This is a genomic window from Superficieibacter electus (genome assembly GCF_002915575.1).
Taxonomy (GTDB): domain Bacteria; phylum Pseudomonadota; class Gammaproteobacteria; order Enterobacterales; family Enterobacteriaceae; genus Superficieibacter; species Superficieibacter electus.
This window is the reverse complement of the sequence record NZ_PQGD01000002.1, coordinates 99341-121193: the sequence shown is the minus strand read 5'-3', so window position 1 is coordinate 121193 and position 21853 is coordinate 99341. Positions and strand designations below refer to the sequence as shown.

Below are 21853 nucleotides of genomic sequence, written 5' to 3'. Positions count from 1 at the left end.
ATAATGAAAATTGCTGTTTTCGTGCTTTTGTTTTTAAGCCTGGGTCAGCAGACCGCGTTTGCTGCCAGCCCGACGAAAAGCGTATGGCAAATAATACACATCCTGCGCAACAGATCCGCCATGACACCGGAAAGCGTTGAACAGGATTTAAATACCCGGCTTAGATTACAACAGCAGAACGAATATACAGTATTTTACACTGGTGAAGGCCCGGCGCTTAATGATGAACTGCGCATCGCTCACGTCGATTTCAGAATGCCCGTTACGTCGCCGCGCAACAGCTTCCTGGTACTTAGCCTGGAGGGCAAAGGATGTATCACGTTGGAGGATGTGAAAAAGCACTACGGCGGGTTAGCGCTCAGCCAGGTGCCGCATGGGCATTCTCTGGAAGAACAGACCGGATACCGCACGGTATTCAACCACTGGGCGCTGGGGTTTGGTTTCAAGGAGAAGCGACCAGACTGTCTGGCAAGCGTCGTATTTGATTCCGACAAGTGATTAAATAAAGCACTATTCATTGTTTTCAAAGAAAGGAAAAGTGCTTAAACCCTGTGGTTTTTAATTCCTGTTTTATATGAACAAATTAAGCGTTAAAATTGTATCGTGCAGATGACGGTAAGGGAATATCAGGGTGGGGCGGTAGCGTATCGCTATTTCATAATTAATGAATGTCTTTCATTTGAAATTAATAATTTTTACTGCGAATGTTTTGATGTGAATTATTTGTGAGGTCAATGTTATTGGTTGAGATTATTAATTTAATATTCCATCCTGTGTGATATTATTCTGATTGCTGAGAAAGATAATTCTATGTATGACGCGTCACTGATTGAGATGACATAGTCATGAAACTTTAAATAACATCATCCGCAGTGTTAAGCAAAGATAAGCTCTTTTTTCTGTGTTGCCTGTTTTTCTTTATGGGCACTCTGGGCGTTGAGATGGAGTACTATCCCTGGGAAGAACATAACGTGATAGAATTACCCACCCTGTTTGTTAAGCATGATGTAAACTTTCAGGCTTTTTTTGAAGCACCCACGCCGGGTGAAATGCTCAGGCCTTCACGACTCACAACTCAAGAAAATCATCGCTTAATTAACTATTGCCATATACGCTTCGGCACGACATTACCCGAATGCAGAAAAAAACTCTTCGAGAAGGCAATTGCGAATGGGTTTTATATACCTGGTTAGCGTTTGCGTAACGATTGCGTAACGATTGCATTGGATGAGAGGGATTTTATCAGGGATTCATAAATGATATGGTAATTCTATTTTGGAGCCATAAAAATGAGGCTTAAGCTGTTGGTTGCAATGGTTTATTTAATTCCATTTTTTCTGGTGGCTAAACAACAAACTGTTGTTGGCTGCTTCAGTTCCGGAAGAATTAATGTAAAACTTATACAAATAGCGGACAGGAATGTTGTTTTGGCTTATTTGATTTATGGAAAATCATCAAAATTTATACCGCTTGCTTTTATAAAAAAAACAGAAGAGGTTTTTGATGGCAGGCCATCAGAATTCACTATTTACTGGAGTGAGGTTATAGATGGGAAAATTAACGGTTTGTATGTAATTTCCTCACAAGGAGCAAGGTATAATAGATTCTATTATAGATCAAAAAGTGGACGGGAAGTCCAATTTCAGGAGAATTTAGAAGTCTATAATAATGATCGCAGTAACTGTATATGGTGATAAAAACGAGTTTACATATTATATCCGCAATGATTGAAGATAAATGCCGTAATATCATGAATGTTAATATGTGGTATAATCTTCCAGATAGTTTATTTTGGCCGATTGTTGATGCTATGGATATAAATAATGAAGAATTTGTAGTAAATACATATAAAAAAATTGAAAGACACTATCTTGATATTCTATTGCATACTCCTGTTTTGATTTCGATTGTTGAATCATTGCAAAGTAGTTTGATGGTTGAATTCATTAAGTCTATTTGTGAAAAAGAGCAAGATTCTGATGGCTTCCTCTTGTTTGATGTTGAGTCTTGTCTTTTTGTTAATTACGAAGATGATGCTGTGGAAAAAGCGGAATTGTTTAATAAAATATACAATGAGCTAAAAGAAATGGTGAATCTATCGAGGAAACATATCCATGATGAGAAGATGGTTTTTGACGATCTGAAGAAAATAACAAAATTTATCGAAATAAATAAATACGAATATTTTTCTTATGTAAGAGCATATTGGCTCAGTCTGTATTTTTACGAGATATCTCAGATAATAGATAAAACTAAGCTGCTATCCTTTAAAGATTAACTATCTCGTGTATTTTTAAACGTAAAAGTTTAACCGATGTTTGATTATATTAGGGGGCGGGGGGGAATAAGTAAATTAATAAAGATTTATCCATATTATCTTGAAATGGGCGTCAGAGGGCAACCAGAGCAAGATCACGCTGTGCCGCAGCATGTGACGCGAATTTGTGTATAAGCTTGTGAAGTGATGGTGGCAGGCCCGCCAAAAGTTGCTGACGGAAGCCGCTTTCAAACAGCCCCGACTGCCGTGGTAATGTTTCTAATGAGATGACATGGTGATATTATCAAGAAAGAGATTCTAACGAAAATTGTTTTAATTAGATATGCATTGATTCCGCGCCAATTATTAGCTTTTGACTACGGGTATACTAAAGACTTATATGAGTTTAATAAAGAAATCATGATCAATAAAAAGAGGATTTTATCTGAAGTTGAAAGTATAGTAAATTTATTAAATAGTGGAATAAATATCTTGTCTTATGGGGATAAATGTAAATGTATTATCAAATTCGGCACTTGCTTGCCGTTCATTGATATGGATTTAACACAGGATGAAGTTAATTATTTTGATGATTACCCATTGTCAGAAATAGATGATTTTTTCCTGGGGCGTTATATCCCTGACTCCATGGATTCAAGTACGGATGAAGCATGTATTTTTTATGCTGAGGAACCTGACCTTTTTTATAGCTGGTATAATGGATTAGATAATAAAAAATTGCCTAAACTTGTATCTTTCTATGCGGATTTAATAAAACAGATATAAATTTTTATCGTTGTCGTGATGTTTCATTGGCAAGTAAATCACGACAGCGGGAACGGTCTAAGGCAGGATCACGTAGTGCCGCTGGTACACGAGTTAGTAATACAACGGACGTAACGCTAACTTATGTATAAGCTTGTGAAGACATGGTTTTTGAGCAGAGAAAAAAGTGTGATTTAACACAAACGTAGTTCATGCTTTTTCCCTACACATTGGGTATGGTGCTATTAGGTGTATCTACTGTTATTACTGGAGGATAGTATGAATAACTTTGTTCGTATGCTAGAACCGTTTTTCCCGGTATACAACAATCTTATATTTAGATTTTTTTAGGCATCGCTTTGTATCTTTTGTCAATATATATTATATTTCATTCTGTTCGAGATATACTATCATTAAAAATAGTACATATGCTTGGCGTTTATGCTTTTATTTATTATTCAATATTTTCAATAATAGATGGGGGCACCAAACGGTTAGCCTCATTTCACATAAAGTATAATAGTTCCAATATTAATAAACAACCAGTGAAATGGTATTTATCTAATCAATTTAATATATCAAAAGCCTTTAAGTTATTTTTTAACCTTGTATATGTATATATTTGCTACACGTATTTTGTATATATGGCATAGTATATTGGCGTTTAATTAGTAGCTGGCTTCAAATTTTTATTCATTCTATGTGACAGAAAACGGTATTCAAGAGGGTTGTGAGCATTCGGAATCTTACCCTGCCGTATAGGCCAGCTCAAACCACAGGATAGCTTTGAAGGATGGAAACCATACGAATGCCAGACCAAAAGAAACGCCTTCATGTTTCTAAACTGGAACTAGTGGCTCGTGATGCTACGAGGAATGCGCTCAGAAAACGCATTGCGGAAGGAAAAGACTGAATCACACCAGAACAGAAAAATCACCTGACCCTGGGAACTTTTATCGAAAACGATATATGCACTTTTGAACTTTATATTGCAGCCGATAAACCCTCTGAAGGCTTAATTATATCCAGAGCTTAAGTGGACCGTTATACAGGGAATGTGAGCGGAAATGTGGAGGTTTTTCTCCCCCCTATATTTGAATGCCAACTACCAAAATAAAGGCAGGGTGGACTAAGCTTGACTACATCCTGGACGTATGATGCTAAATATAACCTTTGTCATAGTTTTGGTGATTTGTGAAGGCTCAATTTAACCTTCAGACGAACCAACTATATTGGGGAGTCAGACAAGCATCCAAACTCTTTGCGATTATATTGAGATGGTTTAAGTCCCCGCTAGCGATTTAAAATGTGAACCAGGTCATTCGATAGCGGGTCTTCTGAGCGAGAAATCGGCTTAGCGTTTCATTTGCTAAGTAACGTTCCTCCCGCCTTTCGCGGAAGGAACGTAAACACTCAGGCAGCAACCAGCCCGTCAATGGCCGCTTTCGCATCGTTTTGCGCCTGTGCGGCAACATCCGGGCCGTAGGCAATACCTTCAGCGAAGACGAAATTAACATCGGTGATGCCGATGAAGCCAAGGAACAGCGTCAGGTAAGGGGCTACCAGGTCGGTCGGGGTATCTTTATGAATACCACCACGGCTGGAAAGGATCACCGCGCGTTTGCCGGTGACCAGACCTTCAGGACCTTTCTCGGTATAACGGAAGGTTACACCTGCGCGCGCGACCAGATCAAAATAGTTTTTCAGCTGGGTCGGGATATTGAAGTTATACATCGGCGCGTTGATGACGATAATATCGTGAGCCTGAAGTTCAGCAATCAGCTCGTCAGAAAGTGCCAGCGCTTCCTGCTGACGTGGGGTTAACGGAGCGTCGCTCGGGCGTAACGCACCGACCAGTTCACCGTCCAGCACCGGTACAGGATTTGCTGCCAGATCGCGTACGGTCACTTCATCACCGGGATGTTTTTCACTCCACTGCTCAACAAAGTAGTCAGAAAGCTGACCAGACTGTGAATACCCTGCCAGGATGCTCGATTTAAGAACCAATACTTTGCTCATGGGTGTTTCCTTTTATGTGTTTGAAGGGGGATAGCCCGCTACTTGTTGACACTCTATTCACAATTGCGCCGCAGTGATAGCGCAATATATCGAATTCTATATTCGATTTTTTTGAATAAGGCGGTCAAACCGCCAGTGTGTTACGCTATACCTATCTTAAAAGTACCTTTATCTATGGCATGTTATTGCCTCATAACACGATGACAGAACAACAGAAATTGACGCCTGCGGACCTGCACCAGCAGCTTGACGCGCTGATGCTCCGCGACAAACAGCGTTTTGCCAAACGGCTATACGGCGCGAAGAAAGTTAAAAATCCTGAAGCTCAGCAAGGTATTCTTGCGACACTTGCTGGCGAAATCCAGCAGGCCGCGCGGAAGGTTGCGCTGCGCCTTGCCGCCCGTCCGGCGATCACCTACCCGGACAACCTGCCAGTCAGCCAGAAAAAACAGGCTATTCTGGAGGCCGTGCGCGATAATCAGGTGGTGATTGTCGCCGGGGAAACCGGCTCCGGTAAAACCACGCAATTACCCAAAATTTGTATGGAGCTGGGGCGCGGCGTGAAGGGGCTGATTGGTCATACCCAGCCGCGCAGACTGGCGGCGCGCACGGTTGCCAATCGTATTGCCGAAGAGCTGCAAACTGAGCCAGGCGGCTGCGTGGGTTACAAAGTTCGTTTTAGCGATCATGTCAGCGAAAACACCATGGTCAAACTGATGACCGACGGTATTCTGCTGGCCGAAATCCAGCAGGACCGCCTGCTGATGCAGTACGACACCATCATTATCGACGAAGCCCATGAACGCAGTCTGAATATCGACTTTCTGCTTGGCTACCTGCGCGAGCTGCTGCCGCGACGTCCCGATCTGAAAATTATTATCACATCGGCAACCATCGACCCGGAACGGTTTTCCCGCCACTTTAATAATGCGCCGATCATTGAAGTCTCCGGACGAACTTATCCAGTCGAGGTGCGCTATCGTCCGATCGTTGAAGAGGCGGACGATACTGAACGCGACCAGCTTCAGGCTATTTTTGATGCCGTCGATGAACTGGGACGTGAAAGCGCGGGCGACATCCTCATTTTTATGAGCGGCGAGCGCGAAATCCGCGATACGGCGGATGCGCTGAACAAACTGAATTTGCGTCATACCGAAGTGCTGCCGCTGTATGCGCGCCTGTCGAACAGCGAGCAGAACCGCGTCTTCCAGTCGCATAGTGGGAGACGTATTGTCCTGGCCACCAACGTCGCGGAAACCTCACTGACGGTGCCGGGCATTAAATATGTCATCGACCCGGGTACCGCGCGCATCAGCCGCTATAGCTTCCGTACCAAGGTCCAGCGTTTGCCGATTGAGCCGGTTTCCCAGGCCTCGGCCAACCAGCGTAAAGGTCGCTGTGGCCGTGTGTCGGAAGGTATCTGTATCCGGCTTTATTCAGAAGATGATTTTCTGTCACGCCCGGAATTTACCGACCCGGAGATCCTGCGCACCAACCTGGCGTCAGTTATTCTGCAAATGACCGCGCTGGGATTAGGCGATATCGCCGCTTTCCCATTTGTCGAAGCGCCGGACAAGCGCAACATTCAGGATGGCGTTCGCCTGCTGGAAGAACTCGGGGCGATTACCACCGATGCACAGCAAACGGCCTACAAACTGACGCCAATGGGCAGGCAGCTCTCGCAGCTGCCGGTCGATCCGCGTCTGGCACGGATGGTGCTGGAAGCGCAAAAACATGGCTGCGTGCGGGAAGCGATGATCATCACCTCCGCATTGTCTATTCAGGACCCGCGTGAGCGCCCAATGGACAAGCAGCAGGCTTCTGACGAAAAGCATCGCCGTTTCCACGACAAAGAATCTGATTTCCTGGCGTTTGTGAATCTGTGGAATTACCTCGGCGAACAGCAGAAGGCACTGTCTTCTAATGCGTTTCGCCGCCTGTGCCGTACCGAATATCTTAACTATTTACGCGTGCGTGAGTGGCAGGATATCTATACCCAACTGCGTCAGGTGGTCAAAGAGCTGGGCATTCCGGTCAACAGCGAGCCGGCGGAATATCGGGAGATTCATATCGCTTTGTTGACCGGTTTACTCTCGCATATTGGCATGAAAGACGCCGACAAGCAGGAATTTACTGGCGCGCGCAATGCCCGCTTCTCTATCTTCCCCGGTTCTGGATTGTTCAAAAAACCGCCCAAATGGACGATGGTGGCCGAACTGGTGGAAACCAGCCGTTTGTGGGGCCGCATTGCCGCGCGAATCGATCCCGAATGGGTGGAGCCGGTTGCGCAACATTTACTGAAGCGATCTTACAGCGAACCGCACTGGGAGCGAGCGCAGGGCGCAGTCATGGCCACCGAGAAAGTGACCGTCTACGGCCTGCCGATCGTCGCGGCGCGAAAAGTTAACTATAGCCAGATTGACCCGGCACTGTGTCGCGAGCTATTTATCCGCCATGCGCTGGTGGAAGGCGACTGGCAGACGCGCCATGCTTTCTTCCGCGAAAACCTGAAACTGCGCGCGGAAGTAGAAGAGCTGGAGCACAAATCGCGTCGTCGCGACATTCTGGTCGATGACGAAACGCTGTTCGAATTTTATGACCAGCGGGTTGGGGTTGATGTTATCTCCGCCCGTCATTTTGACAGCTGGTGGAAAAAGGTTAGCCGCGAGACGCCGGACCTGCTCAACTTTGAAAAAAGTATGTTGATCAAAGAAGGTGCGGAGTCGATCAGCAAGCTGGATTACCCTAACTTCTGGCACCAGGGGAACCTCAAGCTGCGCCTGAGCTACCAGTTTGAGCCGGGGGCTGATGCTGATGGCGTTACCGTGCACATCCCGCTGCCGCTATTAAACCAGGTCGAAGAGGCCGGTTTTGAATGGCAAATTCCCGGCCTGCGAAGAGAACTGGTGATCGCCTTAATTAAATCCTTGCCCAAGCCGGTGCGGCGCAATTTTGTCCCGGCACCTAATTATGCCGAAGCATTTTTAGGCCGCATTAGTGCGATGGAACTGCCGTTGCTGGAGGCGCTGGAGCGCGAGCTGCGGCGAATGACCGGCAACACGATTGATCGTGAAGACTGGCATTGGGATCAGGTGCCAGATCATTTGAAAATCACCTTCCGGGTGGTGGATGACAAAAACAAAAAGCTGCTTGAAGGTCGCGATCTCACGGCGCTGAAAGAAAGCCTGAAAGGTAAAGTACAGGAAACGCTGTCGGCGGTAGCGGATGACGGTATTGAGCAAAGTGGCCTGCACATCTGGAGTTTTGGCACCCTCGCAGAAAGCTACGAGCAGAAGCGCGGCAACTATAAAGTCAAAGCCTGGCCCGCGCTGGTTGATGAGCGCGACAGCGTGGGGATCAAACTGTTTGATAACCCACTGGAACAGCAGCAGGCGATGTGGCGCGGCTTGCGGCGTTTGTTGTTGCTGAACATCCCGTCGCCCATCAAGTATTTGCACGAGAAGCTACCGAACAAAGCCAAGCTGGGGCTCTACTTTAATCCTTATGGCAAAGTGCTTGATCTGATCGATGACTGTATTTCCTGCGGCGTCGATAAACTGATCGACGAGGCGGGCGGCCCGGTATGGACGCAAGAAGGGTTCACTAAGCTTCATGAAAAGGTGCGTGCTGAACTCAACGACACGGTGGTTGGGATCGCTAAACAGGTTGAACAGATCCTGACCGCTGTGTTTACCATCAATAAACGGCTTAAAGGCCGGGTGGATATGACCATGGCGCTTGGGCTGTCAGATATCAAAGCGCAAATGAACGGCCTGGTGTACCGCGGCTTCGTCACCGGCAACGGCTTTAAACGTCTCGGCGACACGCTGCGCTATTTACAGGCGATTGAAAAACGGCTGGAAAAACTGGCGGTCGATCCACATCGTGACCGTGCGCAGATGCTGAAAGTTGAACAGGTCCAGCAGGCGTGGCAGCAGTGGCTCAATAAACTGCCGCCCGCTCGTCGCGAGGATGACGACGTGAAAGAAATCCGCTGGATGATCGAGGAGCTACGCGTCAGTTACTTTGCCCAGCAACTGGGTACGCCGTATCCGATATCAGACAAGCGGGTATTGCAGGCGATGGAGCAGATTAGCGCTTAAGTCTGTTAGTTATTTATACTCCTTAAAACCCGGTTCGCATAACGCGGCCGGGTGTCTTTATTTAATGCTAACAAGGAAAGGCTTTTTGGTTCTTTCAAAGTATGTGGAGAATAACGATGAAAGATTATATTTTTTCATTTAAAGAAAATAAAGAATATGCCCTTATAGAATATAACAAGATTGATAAAATTGATTATTATTATGAAGGGGTTATTATTGATGCTAATTTCCCTGAAGAAATACTATATCTGATTAACGAATGCAACGAGATTATTAAAAATATGGCCATATCTCTTTTGGATGAGGTTGAGCTAAACTTATATTCTCATGATATTGGTTTAAAAGAAAATGGTTCAAGGATATTTGATGTTGAAATTGACGGTAATAATATATCCTTTTTTACAAAGTATCCATCAAGTGATGGGTATTTAGATAGGTATCCAGAAAGTTAATATTTTCTCTCTAAGCCGGGGCAGTATGAAATCTTCCCGGCTTTTATTTTTATGCTTCTTTCAATACGCCGGATATCCCGACTTTTATTCCTTTAATTATCTGTTTAACCTGATAAATTTACTTCCGTAGCTCCTGCACCTCGCACTATGCTCCGCATGACCAAGATGGTTGGTCAGCTCTGCATTGAGCGCCATTTCAATGGTCAACTTCGCCTCAGGCAGGCGAGAGCGTAATCTCGTAAGGTGTGGATGATTAACCAGAGTCGAGCGGTAATAAATACCAAATACCAAAAACCAAACCTCAAACATTATGCGATGAGATCATTGCTATGTCGGAATATTACAAATAAGGGGCTGCAATGAGTATAATTCTTCCCGTCAATGCCATTTTTGATATAGCAGGGGTTACAGTTATCAGTATTAAGTATAATGAAAAAATAGAACTTCCTTGTCATTGCTGGTTATCATCACCTACGTTGGAATTTAGGATTAATACTTATTTAGAAAAGGAGTTATTCATTAAGCGAATCAAACAAAACGAGGATCGGGCTTTTGTATTACGGGATAGGTTGTATTATTCTATCAATGAGATTATGAGAAAGGATTGTTTATTGGTTATGGATAATAAAACATCTGAAAATTAGCGATGGGATTTTTATCTATCTCCATGCAATCCTTAACAACTGTGCCATTTCATAACGAAAGGTTAAAATAATGTTTAAGCTGGAGATGGTTCGAACAACGCCTTTAGGTCAGAAAGATAATGAGGATCTTTCTGTATCGGAGGCTATTTCTTCCACATGCTCAGATTACGAAACCGATATTCATTTGTTTTTTGGTGATTTAATTTTGTGTTTAAGTAAAAGAGGAGATATCAGCGATATCTACAACGATATTATTGATATTTTTAAGCAATTGAATTGCGGTGCGAAGCGATTTTTTTATGAACTTTCTGTCCAGTAGTTTTACAACGCGCTGGGATTTCGAATTGATTGAGCCGAACAGAATTAAGATAAGTGCGCAATGGTTTGATGTCATTTATGTTGATAACACGCAATCAGTGATTGAACAGTCTGAAATTGAAGTCAGTGTATCTGAGTCCAAAAGCAGTGGAAAAAAATTCTTTTGCCAATAAAAAGAGACCTCCTTAAACTGGGATATACGAAACAACTGGCGGGTTTCGTTTTTTTAGAGGGTATAAAGGAGTATTAAACGCGCCATCAATCTGGAGAATGTAATGAAGTACCTTTCAACGTTATCTGCATTACTCATTGCAACATACTTATTGGTTTTGTTAGTAGGCATAGTTTTGAATCGTGTAATAGAGTTAGACATGTTTGGTGGTGCTTTTTTATTAGTAATCTTGGTGTTGTTTTATGGAATGGGCAAGGTATGGTGGCATATATTATTTTTGGTTTTCGTTGCAATCCTGTTTAAGCAAGGTAAGAAGCGGTGGCTGGTGGTTGTCGCGTATTTTTATGTACTGGTTTTTGGCGTAATAGAGGTGATGCTTATACCAAGTAAGGTCTTCATATAAATATTACATGATGTCTATGAGTATTGAGATGGACAGGAAGCGGCCACTCTTACTGATTATAAAGTGATCCTCAGCCCTGTCCCTGACTACATTACACTACCTTATCCACCATTCCAGCCGCCGCCCAGCGCGCGGTATAAATCTATTTGCGCCTGCAACAGGCTGTTTTTCACCTGCACCACATTAAGCTGGGTTGAAAAGAGCGTGCGCTGGGCGTCCAGTTCATCCAGATAAGATGAATAACCATTGCGATAGCGGTTCTGTGCAATGCGCAATGTCTCCTGAGCCACCGTCTCCTGTTCTTCCAGCTCCTGTAGTTGTTCCTGTAAACGCCGGATTGCATCGAGGCTATCGTTCACCTCTTTAAACGCATTACGTACCGTATTTTCATAGCTGTACAGCGCCTGATTACGTTGCGACATAGAAACATCGACCTGCGCATTCAGCGCCTGGCGATTTAGCAGCGGCGCGAGAATACTGCCGCCAATGCTCCAGAGCTGGAGCGGATTATCCAGCAGGCCGGGCAGGGTACGATCCTGAACGGAGCCGGTGGCAGTCAGGTTAATAGACGGCAATAGCTGGGCACGCGACGCCGCCAGCGTCGCGTCGGCGGCAACAAGCTGGCGCTCGGCCTGAATGATATCCGGACGCCGGTTCAACAGCGAGGACGGCAGCTGCGAGGGGAGAGTCAGCGGGGTAAGCCGATCAAACGTCCCGCCACGAACAACGCTCTGCGGATTTGCGCCCAGCAGCAGGCTGAGCGCATTCTCCTGCTCAGCTATTTGATGGCGAATTTGCGGTACCTGCGCCCGCGTGGCACGCAGTTCTGAGTCTGCCTGCATCAGCTCCAGGCGTGAACTGTAGCCGGTTTCAAACTGGCGCTGTGCCAGTCGAAAAGAAGCTTCACGCGCTTCAAGGGTCGCCAGCGTGACTTTCAGTTGCTCATCAAGGGACAACAGCGTCACATAGCCACCCGCGACCGACGAGGCGACGGTCAGGTTAGCCGCCGCCGCCGCGGCTTTCTGCGCGTCGAGACCTGCTTCAGCCGCTTCGGTAGCACTGCGGTTGGCACCCCAAATATCAACATCGTAGCTGGCCGTCAGGTTGCCTTTATACAGCGTGCTGTAGACGGGCTGGCCGGTGGCGGCAGATTGCGAACGGGCGCGGGTGGCGCTCAACCCCGCATCAAGAGTCGGGAAAAGATCGCCCTGTGAGGCATAGACCCGCGCCTGATACTCATTAATGCGCTCGCGGGCAATCAAGACATCGGTATTGTATTGCAGCGCCTGGTCGACGTAGCGATTGAGGGCGCTGTCGTGAAAATGACGCCACCATACGCCTTCCACCGGGCTGGCCGGGCCTACGGCCAGCCGCCATTGCGGCGGAATATGCAGCGACGGTTTAGCAGGTTTAACGTCAACGGACTGACAGGCGGCGAGGAGCACGGCGGCCAGCAGCAGGGCGATGGGGCGCTGTTTCATCGCTGGGCCTCACGCGTATCGATCGTCACCTGTACCGACATCCCTGGCCGCAAATGGGCAATCTCCTCCGGTTTACCCAACACTTCAATGCGCACCGGAATGCGCTGGGCGATTTTGACGAAGTTGCCGGTGGCGTTATCCGGCGAAATGGCGCTGAACTCGACGCCGGTTGCCGGAGAGATACTCTGTACCCGGCCATCGAAATGGCGGTTATTGAGCGCATCAACGCTAAAGCGCACCGGCTGACCAACGCGGATCTCCGCCAGCTGCGTCTCTTTAACATTCGCGATCACCCAGTGTTGCGCGGGCACCAGCGAGGTCAGATGCGTTCCCGCTGCCACATACGCGCCAAGCCGGACGGCAATCTGCCCGAGTTGCCCATCCTGAGGAGCCACAATGCGCGTATTTTGCAGATCGATTTGTGCCAGTTCGAGGGCCGCTTTGGCATTTTCGACATCGGCTTCCAGCGCGGCACGGTTCACAATGGTGGTTTGCAAATCCTGACGCGACATTTCCAGCGTCGCCTGTGCCTGCGCGATGTCGGCGTTACCCTGCGCTGCGCTGGCAAGCGCGGCGTCACGCTCCCGAATTGACAGGGAACCGTCGGCGGTTAAGTCTTTCACCCGGCGCAGGTCGGCCTGGGTTTTCTGGCTTTGCGCGCGCGCATTTTGCAGCGCCGCCTGATTACGGGCGATGACTGCCTCGGCGCTTTTGCGCTGCTGAAGGTTGTTGTTTAACGCAGCGACTTTCATATCCAGTTGCGCCTGGGCCTGGTGAACGCGCTGTTTGTAGATGCGATCATCGATCTGCATCAGCACGTCGCCACGTTTGACCTGGACAAAATCCTGTACCTTTACCTCAGTGATGTAACCGTTCACCTGCGGGCTGATAAAGGTGGTTTGCCCGCGAACGTAGGCATTGTCGGTGAACTGGGTATGACGGGTGAAGGGCGGTAACTGCCAGGCGTACAGGATCGCCAGCACCCCGACAATCGCAATCGCGGCGGCGGCAAAAATTGAGACCACGCGCACGTTGCTGCGCGTATTCGCCCGCTCTTTGGCGGCGTCCTGCTGGCTCATAACTTCTCCTGAAATAACATTATTTGGCACCCGTAGCGCGTTTAAGACCAAGGCGTGCGGTAATACGCAAGCGCAGCAAGCGCCAGAAAATCCACAGCATCGTTGCGGCGGCAACAGAGGCGGTGAGTAAGTAAGTATCGTTATAAGCCAGAATATTTGCCTCAAGCGTGGAGGCGGTTTGTAACTGTTGACCCGCTTGTACACTCAGCAGGTCGCTGTCGCCAATTACGCTTTTCAGGCTTTGGCTGTAGAGTTGCAGGCGCTCGTTAACCAGTGGATTAAGGGTAGTCAACTGGTCGGCAAGCAGGCTGGAGTGATACTTTTCCCGCCAGGTCTGAAAGGTCCCGAGGATTGCCGACCCCAGCAGGCCGCCGATGTTCTGGCTCATGCCAAACAGCACCGAGAAACTGACCAGGTTACGCGGCTCCGCCACGACGCCACCAATGCCTGCCAGCATCGCGGGCGCAAGAAAAAAAGCACTGCCAAAGCCGAGCAGAAACTGACTGAATAATAATTGATTCGGGCGGGTCAGACTGGTGGAATGGCTGTCCAGCCACGAGGCGATAATCATCAGTGCCAGCGAGGTGAGTATCGGCCACGCCAGACGTTGCGGTTTGATAGTCAGACAACTGGCGGTGATACCGCACACAATACCAGCAAAAATAGCCCACGCCAGCGAGGTCATTTGTTCGTTTTGTAATCCAACGTACTGGAGCCAGCCAATTACCCCGGTGTTTTGTTCTGCCAGCACAATGCGGATGAGCAGCATGATCAGCCCGAGGCGTAAAATGCTACCGCTCGATAGCCAGCGAGTGTTTAACAGCGGGTTTTGCCGGTTATGTTCAAATACGATCGCTGAGATGATCAGCACCAGCGCCCCCGCCAGTGCCCAGCCAATCCACGGCGTTTCAAACCACCACTCCAGCCGTCCCAGCGACAGGACGGCGCACAACAGCGCCATGCCGGGAGCCAGTAGAATAAACGTCAGAAAGTCTTTCTTTTCGAACACTTTTTTGCGATCGCCGGGCGGAAGCTTGAGTAATATCACACAGGCCAGCGAGATCAGCGCCAGCCCGAGTTCAAAGAAATAAAGTCCACGCCATTCGTCCAGTTGCAATAAATCGCTGGAAAAGAGCCGCGCAAGAGGAATGGCCAGCGACGAGCCGGTAATGCCAATGGTCAGCGCTTTAAGCCGATGGCGCGCAGGCCAGGCCTGAATCTGATAATAAATTCCCAGTGAACTGAGCGCCGCTGCCACCATGCCATGCGCAGCACGCACCATCAGGGCCGAACTGAGATCGTTAACGAAAAGGTGAAAGAAGGTCACCAGCACATACAGCACCAGAAAACCTTCGGTAAAGGCACGTAGTCCATACTGCTGACGGAATTTCACCAATAGCAAATTGATTGACACATTGGTCATGACATATACCGCAGGCAACCAGGCGATTTCGGTTGACCAGGCAGCAAACGTACCCTGCAAATTTTGCAAATTAGCGGTTACAACCGCATTTCCCAGCGCCCCGGTCAGGCAGACCAGCAGGCCAACGATGCCGTAAGCAATGCGTTTTGGCGTGCTGTGCAGGGGCGTCGAAGGAGAGCCCAGCAGCATGGGTTTCTCATGAGGTGCCCACTCGCGCGGCGCGTAAGGATCACGTCCTGGCAGGCGCATAATGATTTTCCACCTTGTATTTCAGTATCTTCAGCACCCGGCGTTCGAGTGTACAACCGGAACGATTCATAATTCAAGTGAATGAAAATATAGACCAGCAGCGGGGGAAAACAGAAAGGATTACACTGTCGTTTTAAGAGTGATCCGCTGTGAAGGAACGTGACAAATGTTACGCTCCAGGGAGTTACCGCAAGGAGTAAAGTAAATGACAGGTATTTTTCCACAACTGCCCGCGACCACCCTTCAGGCCGCCAATCTGCTGGGACAATGGCTGGCGCAGAGTGAGTCTGTCGACGGAGATATCGACCTGGTCGTGTTGGCAGGAAACGGCGTTATTCCGACTATTGATGCGGCCTGTGCGCTGGCTGCAGGGCAATCATGCCCGCTGTTGATTAGCGGTGGCATTGGACATTCAACCACCTTCTTATACGCGGCGATAGCCCGTCATCCGCGCTACAACAAGGTTCAGACCACCGGGCGTTCCGAAGCGGAAATACTGGCCCAGATAGCGCAGCAGTTCTGGGATATCCCGACTGAGCGCGTGATGCCAGAGACTAAATCCACCAACTGTGGCGAGAATGCGCGCTTCACACGCCAGATGCTGGAGGTTACGGGCCTTACGTGTACAGACATTGTGGTAGTGCAGGACCCTACCATGCAGCGTCGGACAATGGCCACCTTTGCTCATGAGTTCCGTGAAAACCATATGCAGCGGCGCTGGGTGAGTTATCCAGGCATTGTGCCGCAATTGCGCAATAGCGAAAATGGACTCGCGCTGGTGGATAACGTAAAAGGCCTTTGGCCGGTTGAGCGTTATCTGTCGCTGATCCTCGGAGAAATACCGCGTCTGCGTGATGATGCCGATGGCTATGGGCCAAAGGGGAGAGGATTCATCACCCACGTCAATATTCCGGCTGAGATAGAGCAGGCCTGGCACACGCTCAAAGATGATGAGCGTCTAATTGATGCGCTTAAGAACCGTTCTTTGCTTTAATCTGCCGCCCGTTTTTCAATAAACGGGCATTTTCCTCAGGCGGCGCACTTTTTGAGATACCTCACATAATGAGTCCTTAACAGTAGGAATTACGTTCTGTAGTTGTATTGTTTTTTAACAAAGAATTTACTTATTTAAAACAATGCAATCACAGGAGTAGTCATGACAACACCCGTGCAGCACGCAATGTATATTGATGGGCAGTTCACAGACTGGCAGGGCGAAAACTGGATCGATGTCATTAACCCGGCAACCGAGGCAGTGTTATCCCGAATTCCGGATGGTAGCGCCCGGCAGGCAAGCGAAGCGATAGAGGCGGCGCACCGGGCGCAGCCAGCCTGGGAAGCGTTACCCGCTATTGAGCGTGCTGGCTGGTTAAAGAAAATCGCGGCGGGCATACGCGCACGCGCCGGTGAAATCAGCGCGCTAATCGTGGCGGAAGGCGGAAAAACGCAGCAGCTTGCTGAAGTGGAAGTCTCCTTCACCGCTGACTATATCGATTACATGGCTGAATGGGCACGTCGCTATGAAGGTGAAATCCTGCAAAGCGATCGTCCAGGTGAAAATATTCTTGTCTTCAAACGAGCGCTCGGCGTAACGACGGGTATTCTGCCGTGGAACTTTCCGTTTTTCCTTATTGCGCGCAAGCTGGCTCCGGCATTGATCACTGGCAACACGATTGTGATCAAACCCAGCGAGTTTACGCCGAATAATGCCATCGCTTTTGCCCAAATCGTTCATGACATTGGGCTGCCGAAAGGCGTCTTTAACCTGGTGCTTGGACGCGGCGAAACGGTGGGACAGGAGCTGGCGGGCAATCCTAAAGTGGCAATGGTTAGCATGACCGGAAGTGTGACCGCAGGCGAGAAAATTATGGCTGCTGCGGCAAAAAATATTACGAAAGTCTGCCTGGAGCTGGGGGGCAAAGCGCCAGCCATTGTGATGGATGATGCCGATCTGGAATTGGCTGTTAAGGCGATTGTGGATTCGCGGGTCATTAATACCGGGCAGGTCTGTAACTGTGCCGAACGCGTATATGTCCAGAAAGGCATATACGATCGCTTTGTCAGCCGGATTGGCGAGGCGCTCAGCGCCGTGGAATATGGCGATCCCGGCAAACGTAATGACATCGCCATGGGGCCGCTTATCAATGCCGCGGCGCTCGAGCGCGTACAGCAAAAAGTGGCTCGTGCGGTTGAAGAGGGCGCAAAAGTGATACTGGGCGGTAAGGTTGGAGAAGGTAAGGGTTACTTCTACCCACCGACGCTGCTGCTTGATGTTCAGCAGGAGATGTCGATTGTACATGAAGAAACCTTTGGGCCTGTTCTGCCGGTCATTGCTTTTGACACGCTTGAAGAGGCGCTGGCAATGGCCAACGACAGCGATTATGGCCTGACGTCGGCAGTCTATACCCAGAATCTTAATACTGCGATGAAAGCCATTAAAGGGCTCAAGTTTGGTGAGACCTATATTAATCGTGAAAACTTTGAAGCCATGCAGGGGTTCCATGCCGGATGGCGTAAATCCGGTATTGGTGGAGCCGATGGCCGTCACGGGCTGGAGGAGTATCTGCAAACCCAGGTGGTTTATTTGCAGTCCTGACGAGCTAGTGTATTTGCCAGCGATCCCCTGCTGGCGCAGACCCGGCGGCGCAGCGTTTGCCGGGCCTGTGATTGATCTTCACTGCATTGATAGTCACTTGATTTTAAGCCGGGTAAGTGGCAACCGCTACCCGGCAAACACGCCGCGCCAGCGCTAAGCCCACGATTTACTCTCAATCCAGTCCATCAAAAGTTCTGGCCAGCAAGACACTGGCAGTCCCTGCGCATCACGAATGCCGAAACCGTGTCCGCCTTGTTCAAACAAATGCATCTCCACCGGCACGCCGTGCTGACGTAACGCATTAAACATCACCAGACTGTTTTCCATGTTTACCGTCGGATCGTCCACCGCGTGAAGCAGGAACGTGGGCGGCGTTTGCTTATCGACCCGTTGCTCCAGCGAGTAATGGGCTATCTGCGCCGCGTCCGGATTAGGGCCAATAAGGGCCTGACGCGACCCCGGATGATCAATTTCATCGCGCATGGTGATAACCGGATAAAGTAACGCCATAAAATCCGGACGTGCCGACAGCGCGTCAATTTCATCCAATGACGGATAAACCTGTTCCTCATAACGCGTGCCAAGGCTCGCGGCAACATGGCCTCCGGCGGAAAAACCCAGCACGCCGAGTCGGTTGATCCCCAGTTGCCATTGCGCCGCACGGTGGCGAAGCGTACGCATGGCACGCTGTACATCTGCAAGCGGTGCATTAGCGCCTTCAGCATGCCCGTCGTCAGGCATCCGGTAGGTCATCACAAACAGCGTATAACCGCGGGCGTTAAAAAAAGGGGCCAACGCGCTGCCTTCTTTATCTATTGCCACGCGCTTATATGACCCGCCCGGTGTGACCAGAATGCCCGTTCCGTTCGGTTCTGCGGGAGCAAAGACCGTGATCTGCGGGGCGCAAACACCGGTGACCGCGCGGTCGAACGCCGAATTACCGGTGTGATTTTCTTCCAGAATAAATTGTGCATTGCTGGTCACTGATCCCGGCGCGTCACCCTGAGGCCAGACCGGAAAAGTAGCCGCTCTGCGGGTGGCTTCGGCCATCAACGGGATCAGTTCTTCTGTGGGAATAGAAAGCATGCTTTTTCTCCTGCAAAGGACAAAAGGAGGTTATAGCACAGCGCAACGGTAAAAAAGTTAAGCCAGTCGACAAAGTACATTGCGGTTTCACTGCCTGACTTTCATCAGCTTCACCCGCTAAAAAGTAATGAATTTTTAACGAAACCCCGCTATGTTGGCTTCTTGTTGTTGATAATTCAGGAAACTCTGATGAGTAATAAGTATTCCGGCGTGCAAATTGCCATTCACTGGCTGGTCTTTCTGTTAGTTGTAGTGGCTTACTGCGCAATGGAATTTCGCGGGCTGGCCCCAAGGAGCGCCCGGCTGTGGTTTAACATGGTGCATGTCTCCTGTGGCATTTCGGTGCTGGTCCTGATGCTGGCGCGCCTGCTGCTGCGTCTGAAATATAAAACGCCGGCGATTGTACCTAAACCCAAACCTATGATGACCGGTATGGCGCATCTGGGCCATCTGGTGATTTATTTACTGTTCATCGCACTACCCATTCTGGGTCTGGTGATGATGTATAACCGTGGTCATCCGTGGATGGCGTTTGGCGTCGTCATGCCTTATGCGACCCAGGCTAACTTCGATGTCGTAGACGTGGTAAAGGATTACCATATTTTACTGGCAAAACTCGGTTACTGGGTGATTGGGCTCCATGCGCTGGCTGCGCTGCTTCATCATTATTTCTGGAAAGATAATACGCTGTTACGCATGATGCCGAAAAAGCGCTCGTGATACCGTCTCTTCTGGCCCTGCATTCGCAGGGCTTTTTCTGGCCTGAGTACAAAGCCGATGCAGGCAACGTTTGACAGACATCTATCATGCCAGCCACTTATAACGCAGCGGTGACTGGAAAATGGGTAAACATCAGCCACACTTAGCGTATGTCGTCTCTGTTCAGTTAGGGAGAGAAGTGATGAAAAAAATCGTAATGGCAGGTGTGCTTTTGGTGTTAACAGGCTGTTCACAGACCACCTATACGGAGGCCACACGGGCAGATGATCCTGCTGCTGCCGAACATGCCGCACCTGCGCCAGGCACTAAAATCACTACCGCTGGCGGTGCGTGTGTCGACTCCACCGGTGCGCCTGCATCCTGCCCGACACCGGGAATGTGACGTTATCTTAACTACCTGAGTGTTCTCCTCGCCAGATCAGTCACTATGACGTCATTTTTCTGGCGTCTTACTTGCCACTTTTGACGTGATCGCCTTTATGCCTGAATGCAAGGGGTTGCGGCCCTCATGGTTTGCAAGCGTATACCTGTTTTGTTACTATACCCCCCTATAGTACCTTACGGAGTTTTTCATGCCGCAGTCACCCGAAGATAAAAAACGCGCACTGACGCGTGTCAGACGCATCCGTGGTCAGGTCGACGCGCTGGAAAGGGCGCTGGAGTCTGGTGAGCCCTGTATTGCCATCCTGCAACAAATTGCAGCCATCCGCGGTGCGGCTAACGGCCTGATGGGCGAGATGGTTGAAATTCACCTCAAAGACGAACTGGTCAGTGGCGAAACGACGTCCGATCAGCGTGCAGTACGGATGGCAGAAATCGGCCATTTACTGCGTTCGTATCTAAAATAAATGATTAACATCGCAACAAGAGAAGAGAAAATATGAAATCACGTGCAGCAGTAGCGTTTGGCCCGGGCCAGCCGCTAAAAATTGTTGAAATCGACGTTGCGCCGCCGAAGAAAGGCGAAGTCCTGATCAAAATTACTCATACGGGTGTCTGTCATACCGATGCCTTTACGCTCTCGGGCGACGATCCGGAAGGCGTATTCCCGGCAGTGCTCGGTCATGAAGGCGGCGGTATCGTAGTGGAAGTGGGCGAGGGCGTTACCAGTCTGAAACCGGGCGATCACGTTATCCCGCTGTATACCGCAGAATGTGGCGAGTGTAAGTTCTGTAAATCGGGAAAAACGAACCTCTGTCAGGCGGTCCGCGCCACACAGGGCAAAGGATTGATGCCGGATGGCACGACGCGTTTCTCTTACAATGGTGAGCCGATTTATCACTATATGGGTACCAGTACCTTCAGCGAATATACCGTTTGTGCCGAGATTTCACTGGCAAAAGTTAATCCCGAAGCGCCGCTGGATAAAGTCTGCCTGCTGGGCTGCGGCGTGACGACCGGCATCGGCGCGGTACGTAATACGGCGAAAGTCAAAGAAGGTGATACGGTTGCCATTTTCGGTCTCGGCGGCATCGGCCTTGCAGCCATTCAGGGCGCGGTGCAGGCGAAAGCCGGGCGCATTCTTGCCATTGATACCAATCCGGACAAATTCACCCTCGCCAAAGAAATGGGCGCAACCGACGTTATTAACCCGAAAGAGCACGATCGTCCCATTCAGGAGGTGATCGTGGAAATGACCGACGGTGGGGTCGATTTCAGCTTTGAATGTATCGGCAACGTCAATGTAATGCGTGCGGCGCTGGAATGCTGCCATAAGGGCTGGGGTGAGAGCGTGATCATCGGCGTGGCAGGTGCGGGTCAGGAGATCAGCACACGTCCGTTCCAGTTAGTGACGGGCCGTGTATGGCGCGGGTCCGCTTTTGGCGGCGTGAAAGGACGTTCGCAACTGCCGGGTATGGTTGAGGATGCGATGGCGGGCAAGATCAAACTTGATCCTTTTATCACGCACCGTTTGCCGCTAAATAAAATCAATGACGCTTTTGATTTGATGCATCAGGGAAAATCAATCCGTACCGTTATCCATTTTGGCGATAAATAACTCATCTGCCAGCGGTTCCTGCCGCTGGCAAATCTACCAATGTTATGAACTGTGAGCCAGGTACCGCTTTTCACCGTAATTAATTGC

At 49.2% G+C, this 21853-nt stretch carries 20 protein-coding genes; 15 read left to right on the top strand and 5 right to left on the bottom strand.

Annotated elements, in window-relative coordinates:
- The first annotated feature begins 3 nt into the window (after nt 1–3).
- The 4 genes from CHU32_RS02630 (at nt 4) to CHU32_RS02610 (ending at nt 3043) form a co-directional block, all read left to right on the top strand.
- The gene (locus tag CHU32_RS02630) at nt 4–498 is read left to right on the top strand and encodes a hypothetical protein (RefSeq protein ID WP_103676455.1); all 495 of its coding nucleotides are present in this window, start codon (nt 4–6) and stop codon (nt 496–498) included.
- A gap of 791 nt (nt 499–1289) precedes the next feature.
- The gene (locus CHU32_RS02620; RefSeq protein WP_103676453.1) at nt 1290–1694 is read left to right on the top strand and encodes a hypothetical protein; all 405 of its coding nucleotides are present in this window, start codon (nt 1290–1292) and stop codon (nt 1692–1694) included.
- Complete coding sequence (locus CHU32_RS02615; protein ID WP_103676452.1) at nt 1688–2278, top strand: aminopeptidase; 591 nt, start codon at nt 1688–1690, stop codon at nt 2276–2278. Before CHU32_RS02620 ends, CHU32_RS02615 begins: the two co-directional genes overlap by 7 nt.
- Before the next feature lie 399 nt (nt 2279–2677).
- Nucleotides 2678–3043 (top strand): hypothetical protein, encoded by a 366-nt coding sequence (locus tag CHU32_RS02610; RefSeq protein WP_133159255.1) that lies wholly within the window; start codon nt 2678–2680, stop codon nt 3041–3043.
- A 1392-nt stretch (nt 3044–4435) separates the two neighbouring features.
- Here the strand turns inward: CHU32_RS02610 and azoR are convergent.
- On the bottom strand, nt 4436–5041 hold the full coding sequence (gene azoR / locus CHU32_RS02605) for an FMN-dependent NADH-azoreductase (RefSeq protein WP_103676450.1): 606 nt from the start codon (nt 5039–5041) through the stop codon (nt 4436–4438).
- A 200-nt stretch (nt 5042–5241) separates the two neighbouring features.
- On the opposite strand from azoR, the gene hrpA reads away from it, so the two are divergent.
- The 5 genes from hrpA (at nt 5242) to CHU32_RS02570 (ending at nt 11133) form a co-directional block, all read left to right on the top strand.
- Nucleotides 5242–9144 carry an ATP-dependent RNA helicase HrpA gene (gene hrpA, locus CHU32_RS02600; RefSeq protein WP_103676577.1) on the top strand — a complete coding sequence of 1301 codons (3903 nt, stop codon included), beginning with the start codon at nt 5242–5244 and terminating at the stop codon, nt 9142–9144.
- A gap of 116 nt (nt 9145–9260) precedes the next feature.
- Nucleotides 9261–9596, top strand: coding sequence for a hypothetical protein (locus tag CHU32_RS02595; protein ID WP_103676449.1), 336 nt, complete (start codon nt 9261–9263; stop codon nt 9594–9596).
- Nucleotides 9597–9955: 359 nt separating this feature from the next.
- Nucleotides 9956–10240: a hypothetical protein gene (locus CHU32_RS28510; RefSeq protein WP_245880170.1), complete on the top strand. Its 285-nt coding sequence runs from the start codon at nt 9956–9958 to the stop codon at nt 10238–10240.
- Nucleotides 10241–10310: 70 nt separating this feature from the next.
- Nucleotides 10311–10559 (top strand): hypothetical protein, encoded by a 249-nt coding sequence (locus CHU32_RS02580; RefSeq protein ID WP_103676448.1) that lies wholly within the window; start codon nt 10311–10313, stop codon nt 10557–10559.
- A 274-nt stretch (nt 10560–10833) separates the two neighbouring features.
- The gene (locus tag CHU32_RS02570) at nt 10834–11133 is read left to right on the top strand and encodes a hypothetical protein (RefSeq protein WP_103676447.1); all 300 of its coding nucleotides are present in this window, start codon (nt 10834–10836) and stop codon (nt 11131–11133) included.
- A gap of 101 nt (nt 11134–11234) precedes the next feature.
- Here CHU32_RS02570 and CHU32_RS02565 read toward each other — a convergent pair whose 3' ends face one another.
- From CHU32_RS02565 to CHU32_RS02555, 3 genes are read right to left on the bottom strand one after another with little or no spacing between them, the layout of a single operon-like run.
- On the bottom strand, nt 11235–12614 hold the full coding sequence (locus CHU32_RS02565) for an efflux transporter outer membrane subunit (protein ID WP_103676446.1): 1380 nt from the start codon (nt 12612–12614) through the stop codon (nt 11235–11237).
- Nucleotides 12611–13693, bottom strand: a complete 1083-nt coding sequence (locus CHU32_RS02560; RefSeq protein WP_103676445.1) for an HlyD family secretion protein — start codon at nt 13691–13693, stop codon at nt 12611–12613. Before CHU32_RS02560 ends, CHU32_RS02565 begins: the two co-directional genes overlap by 4 nt.
- Before the next feature lie 19 nt (nt 13694–13712).
- Entirely contained in the window at nt 13713–15365 is a 1653-nt protein-coding gene (locus CHU32_RS02555; protein WP_425444874.1) for an MFS transporter, read from the bottom strand.
- Between the two features lie 205 nt (nt 15366–15570).
- Here CHU32_RS02555 and CHU32_RS02550 point away from each other — a divergent pair, with 205 nt between their 5' ends.
- Nucleotides 15571–16359 (top strand): YdcF family protein, encoded by a 789-nt coding sequence (locus CHU32_RS02550; RefSeq protein ID WP_103676444.1) that lies wholly within the window; start codon nt 15571–15573, stop codon nt 16357–16359.
- Nucleotides 16360–16521: 162 nt separating this feature from the next.
- Nucleotides 16522–17961 carry an aldehyde dehydrogenase gene (aldA, locus tag CHU32_RS02545; RefSeq protein ID WP_103676443.1) on the top strand — a complete coding sequence of 480 codons (1440 nt, stop codon included), beginning with the start codon at nt 16522–16524 and terminating at the stop codon, nt 17959–17961.
- Nucleotides 17962–18114: 153 nt separating this feature from the next.
- On the opposite strand, the gene CHU32_RS02540 is transcribed toward aldA, so the two are convergent.
- Nucleotides 18115–19047 carry an alpha/beta hydrolase gene (locus CHU32_RS02540; protein WP_103676442.1) on the bottom strand — a complete coding sequence of 311 codons (933 nt, stop codon included), beginning with the start codon at nt 19045–19047 and terminating at the stop codon, nt 18115–18117.
- Nucleotides 19048–19236: 189 nt separating this feature from the next.
- On the opposite strand from CHU32_RS02540, the gene cybB reads away from it, so the two are divergent.
- From cybB to CHU32_RS02520, 4 genes are all read left to right on the top strand, one after another.
- A complete protein-coding gene (gene cybB / locus CHU32_RS02535) occupies nt 19237–19767 on the top strand; it encodes a cytochrome b561 (RefSeq protein WP_103676441.1) in 531 nt (176 codons plus the stop codon).
- A gap of 181 nt (nt 19768–19948) precedes the next feature.
- Nucleotides 19949–20149 carry a hypothetical protein gene (locus CHU32_RS02530; RefSeq protein ID WP_103676440.1) on the top strand — a complete coding sequence of 67 codons (201 nt, stop codon included), beginning with the start codon at nt 19949–19951 and terminating at the stop codon, nt 20147–20149.
- Between the two features lie 190 nt (nt 20150–20339).
- The gene (locus tag CHU32_RS02525) at nt 20340–20615 is read left to right on the top strand and encodes a metal/formaldehyde-sensitive transcriptional repressor (RefSeq protein WP_103676439.1); all 276 of its coding nucleotides are present in this window, start codon (nt 20340–20342) and stop codon (nt 20613–20615) included.
- 32 nt (nt 20616–20647) lie between these two features.
- Nucleotides 20648–21766, top strand: coding sequence for an S-(hydroxymethyl)glutathione dehydrogenase/class III alcohol dehydrogenase (locus CHU32_RS02520; RefSeq protein WP_103676438.1), 1119 nt, complete (start codon nt 20648–20650; stop codon nt 21764–21766).
- The last annotated feature ends 87 nt before the right edge of the window (nt 21767–21853 follow it).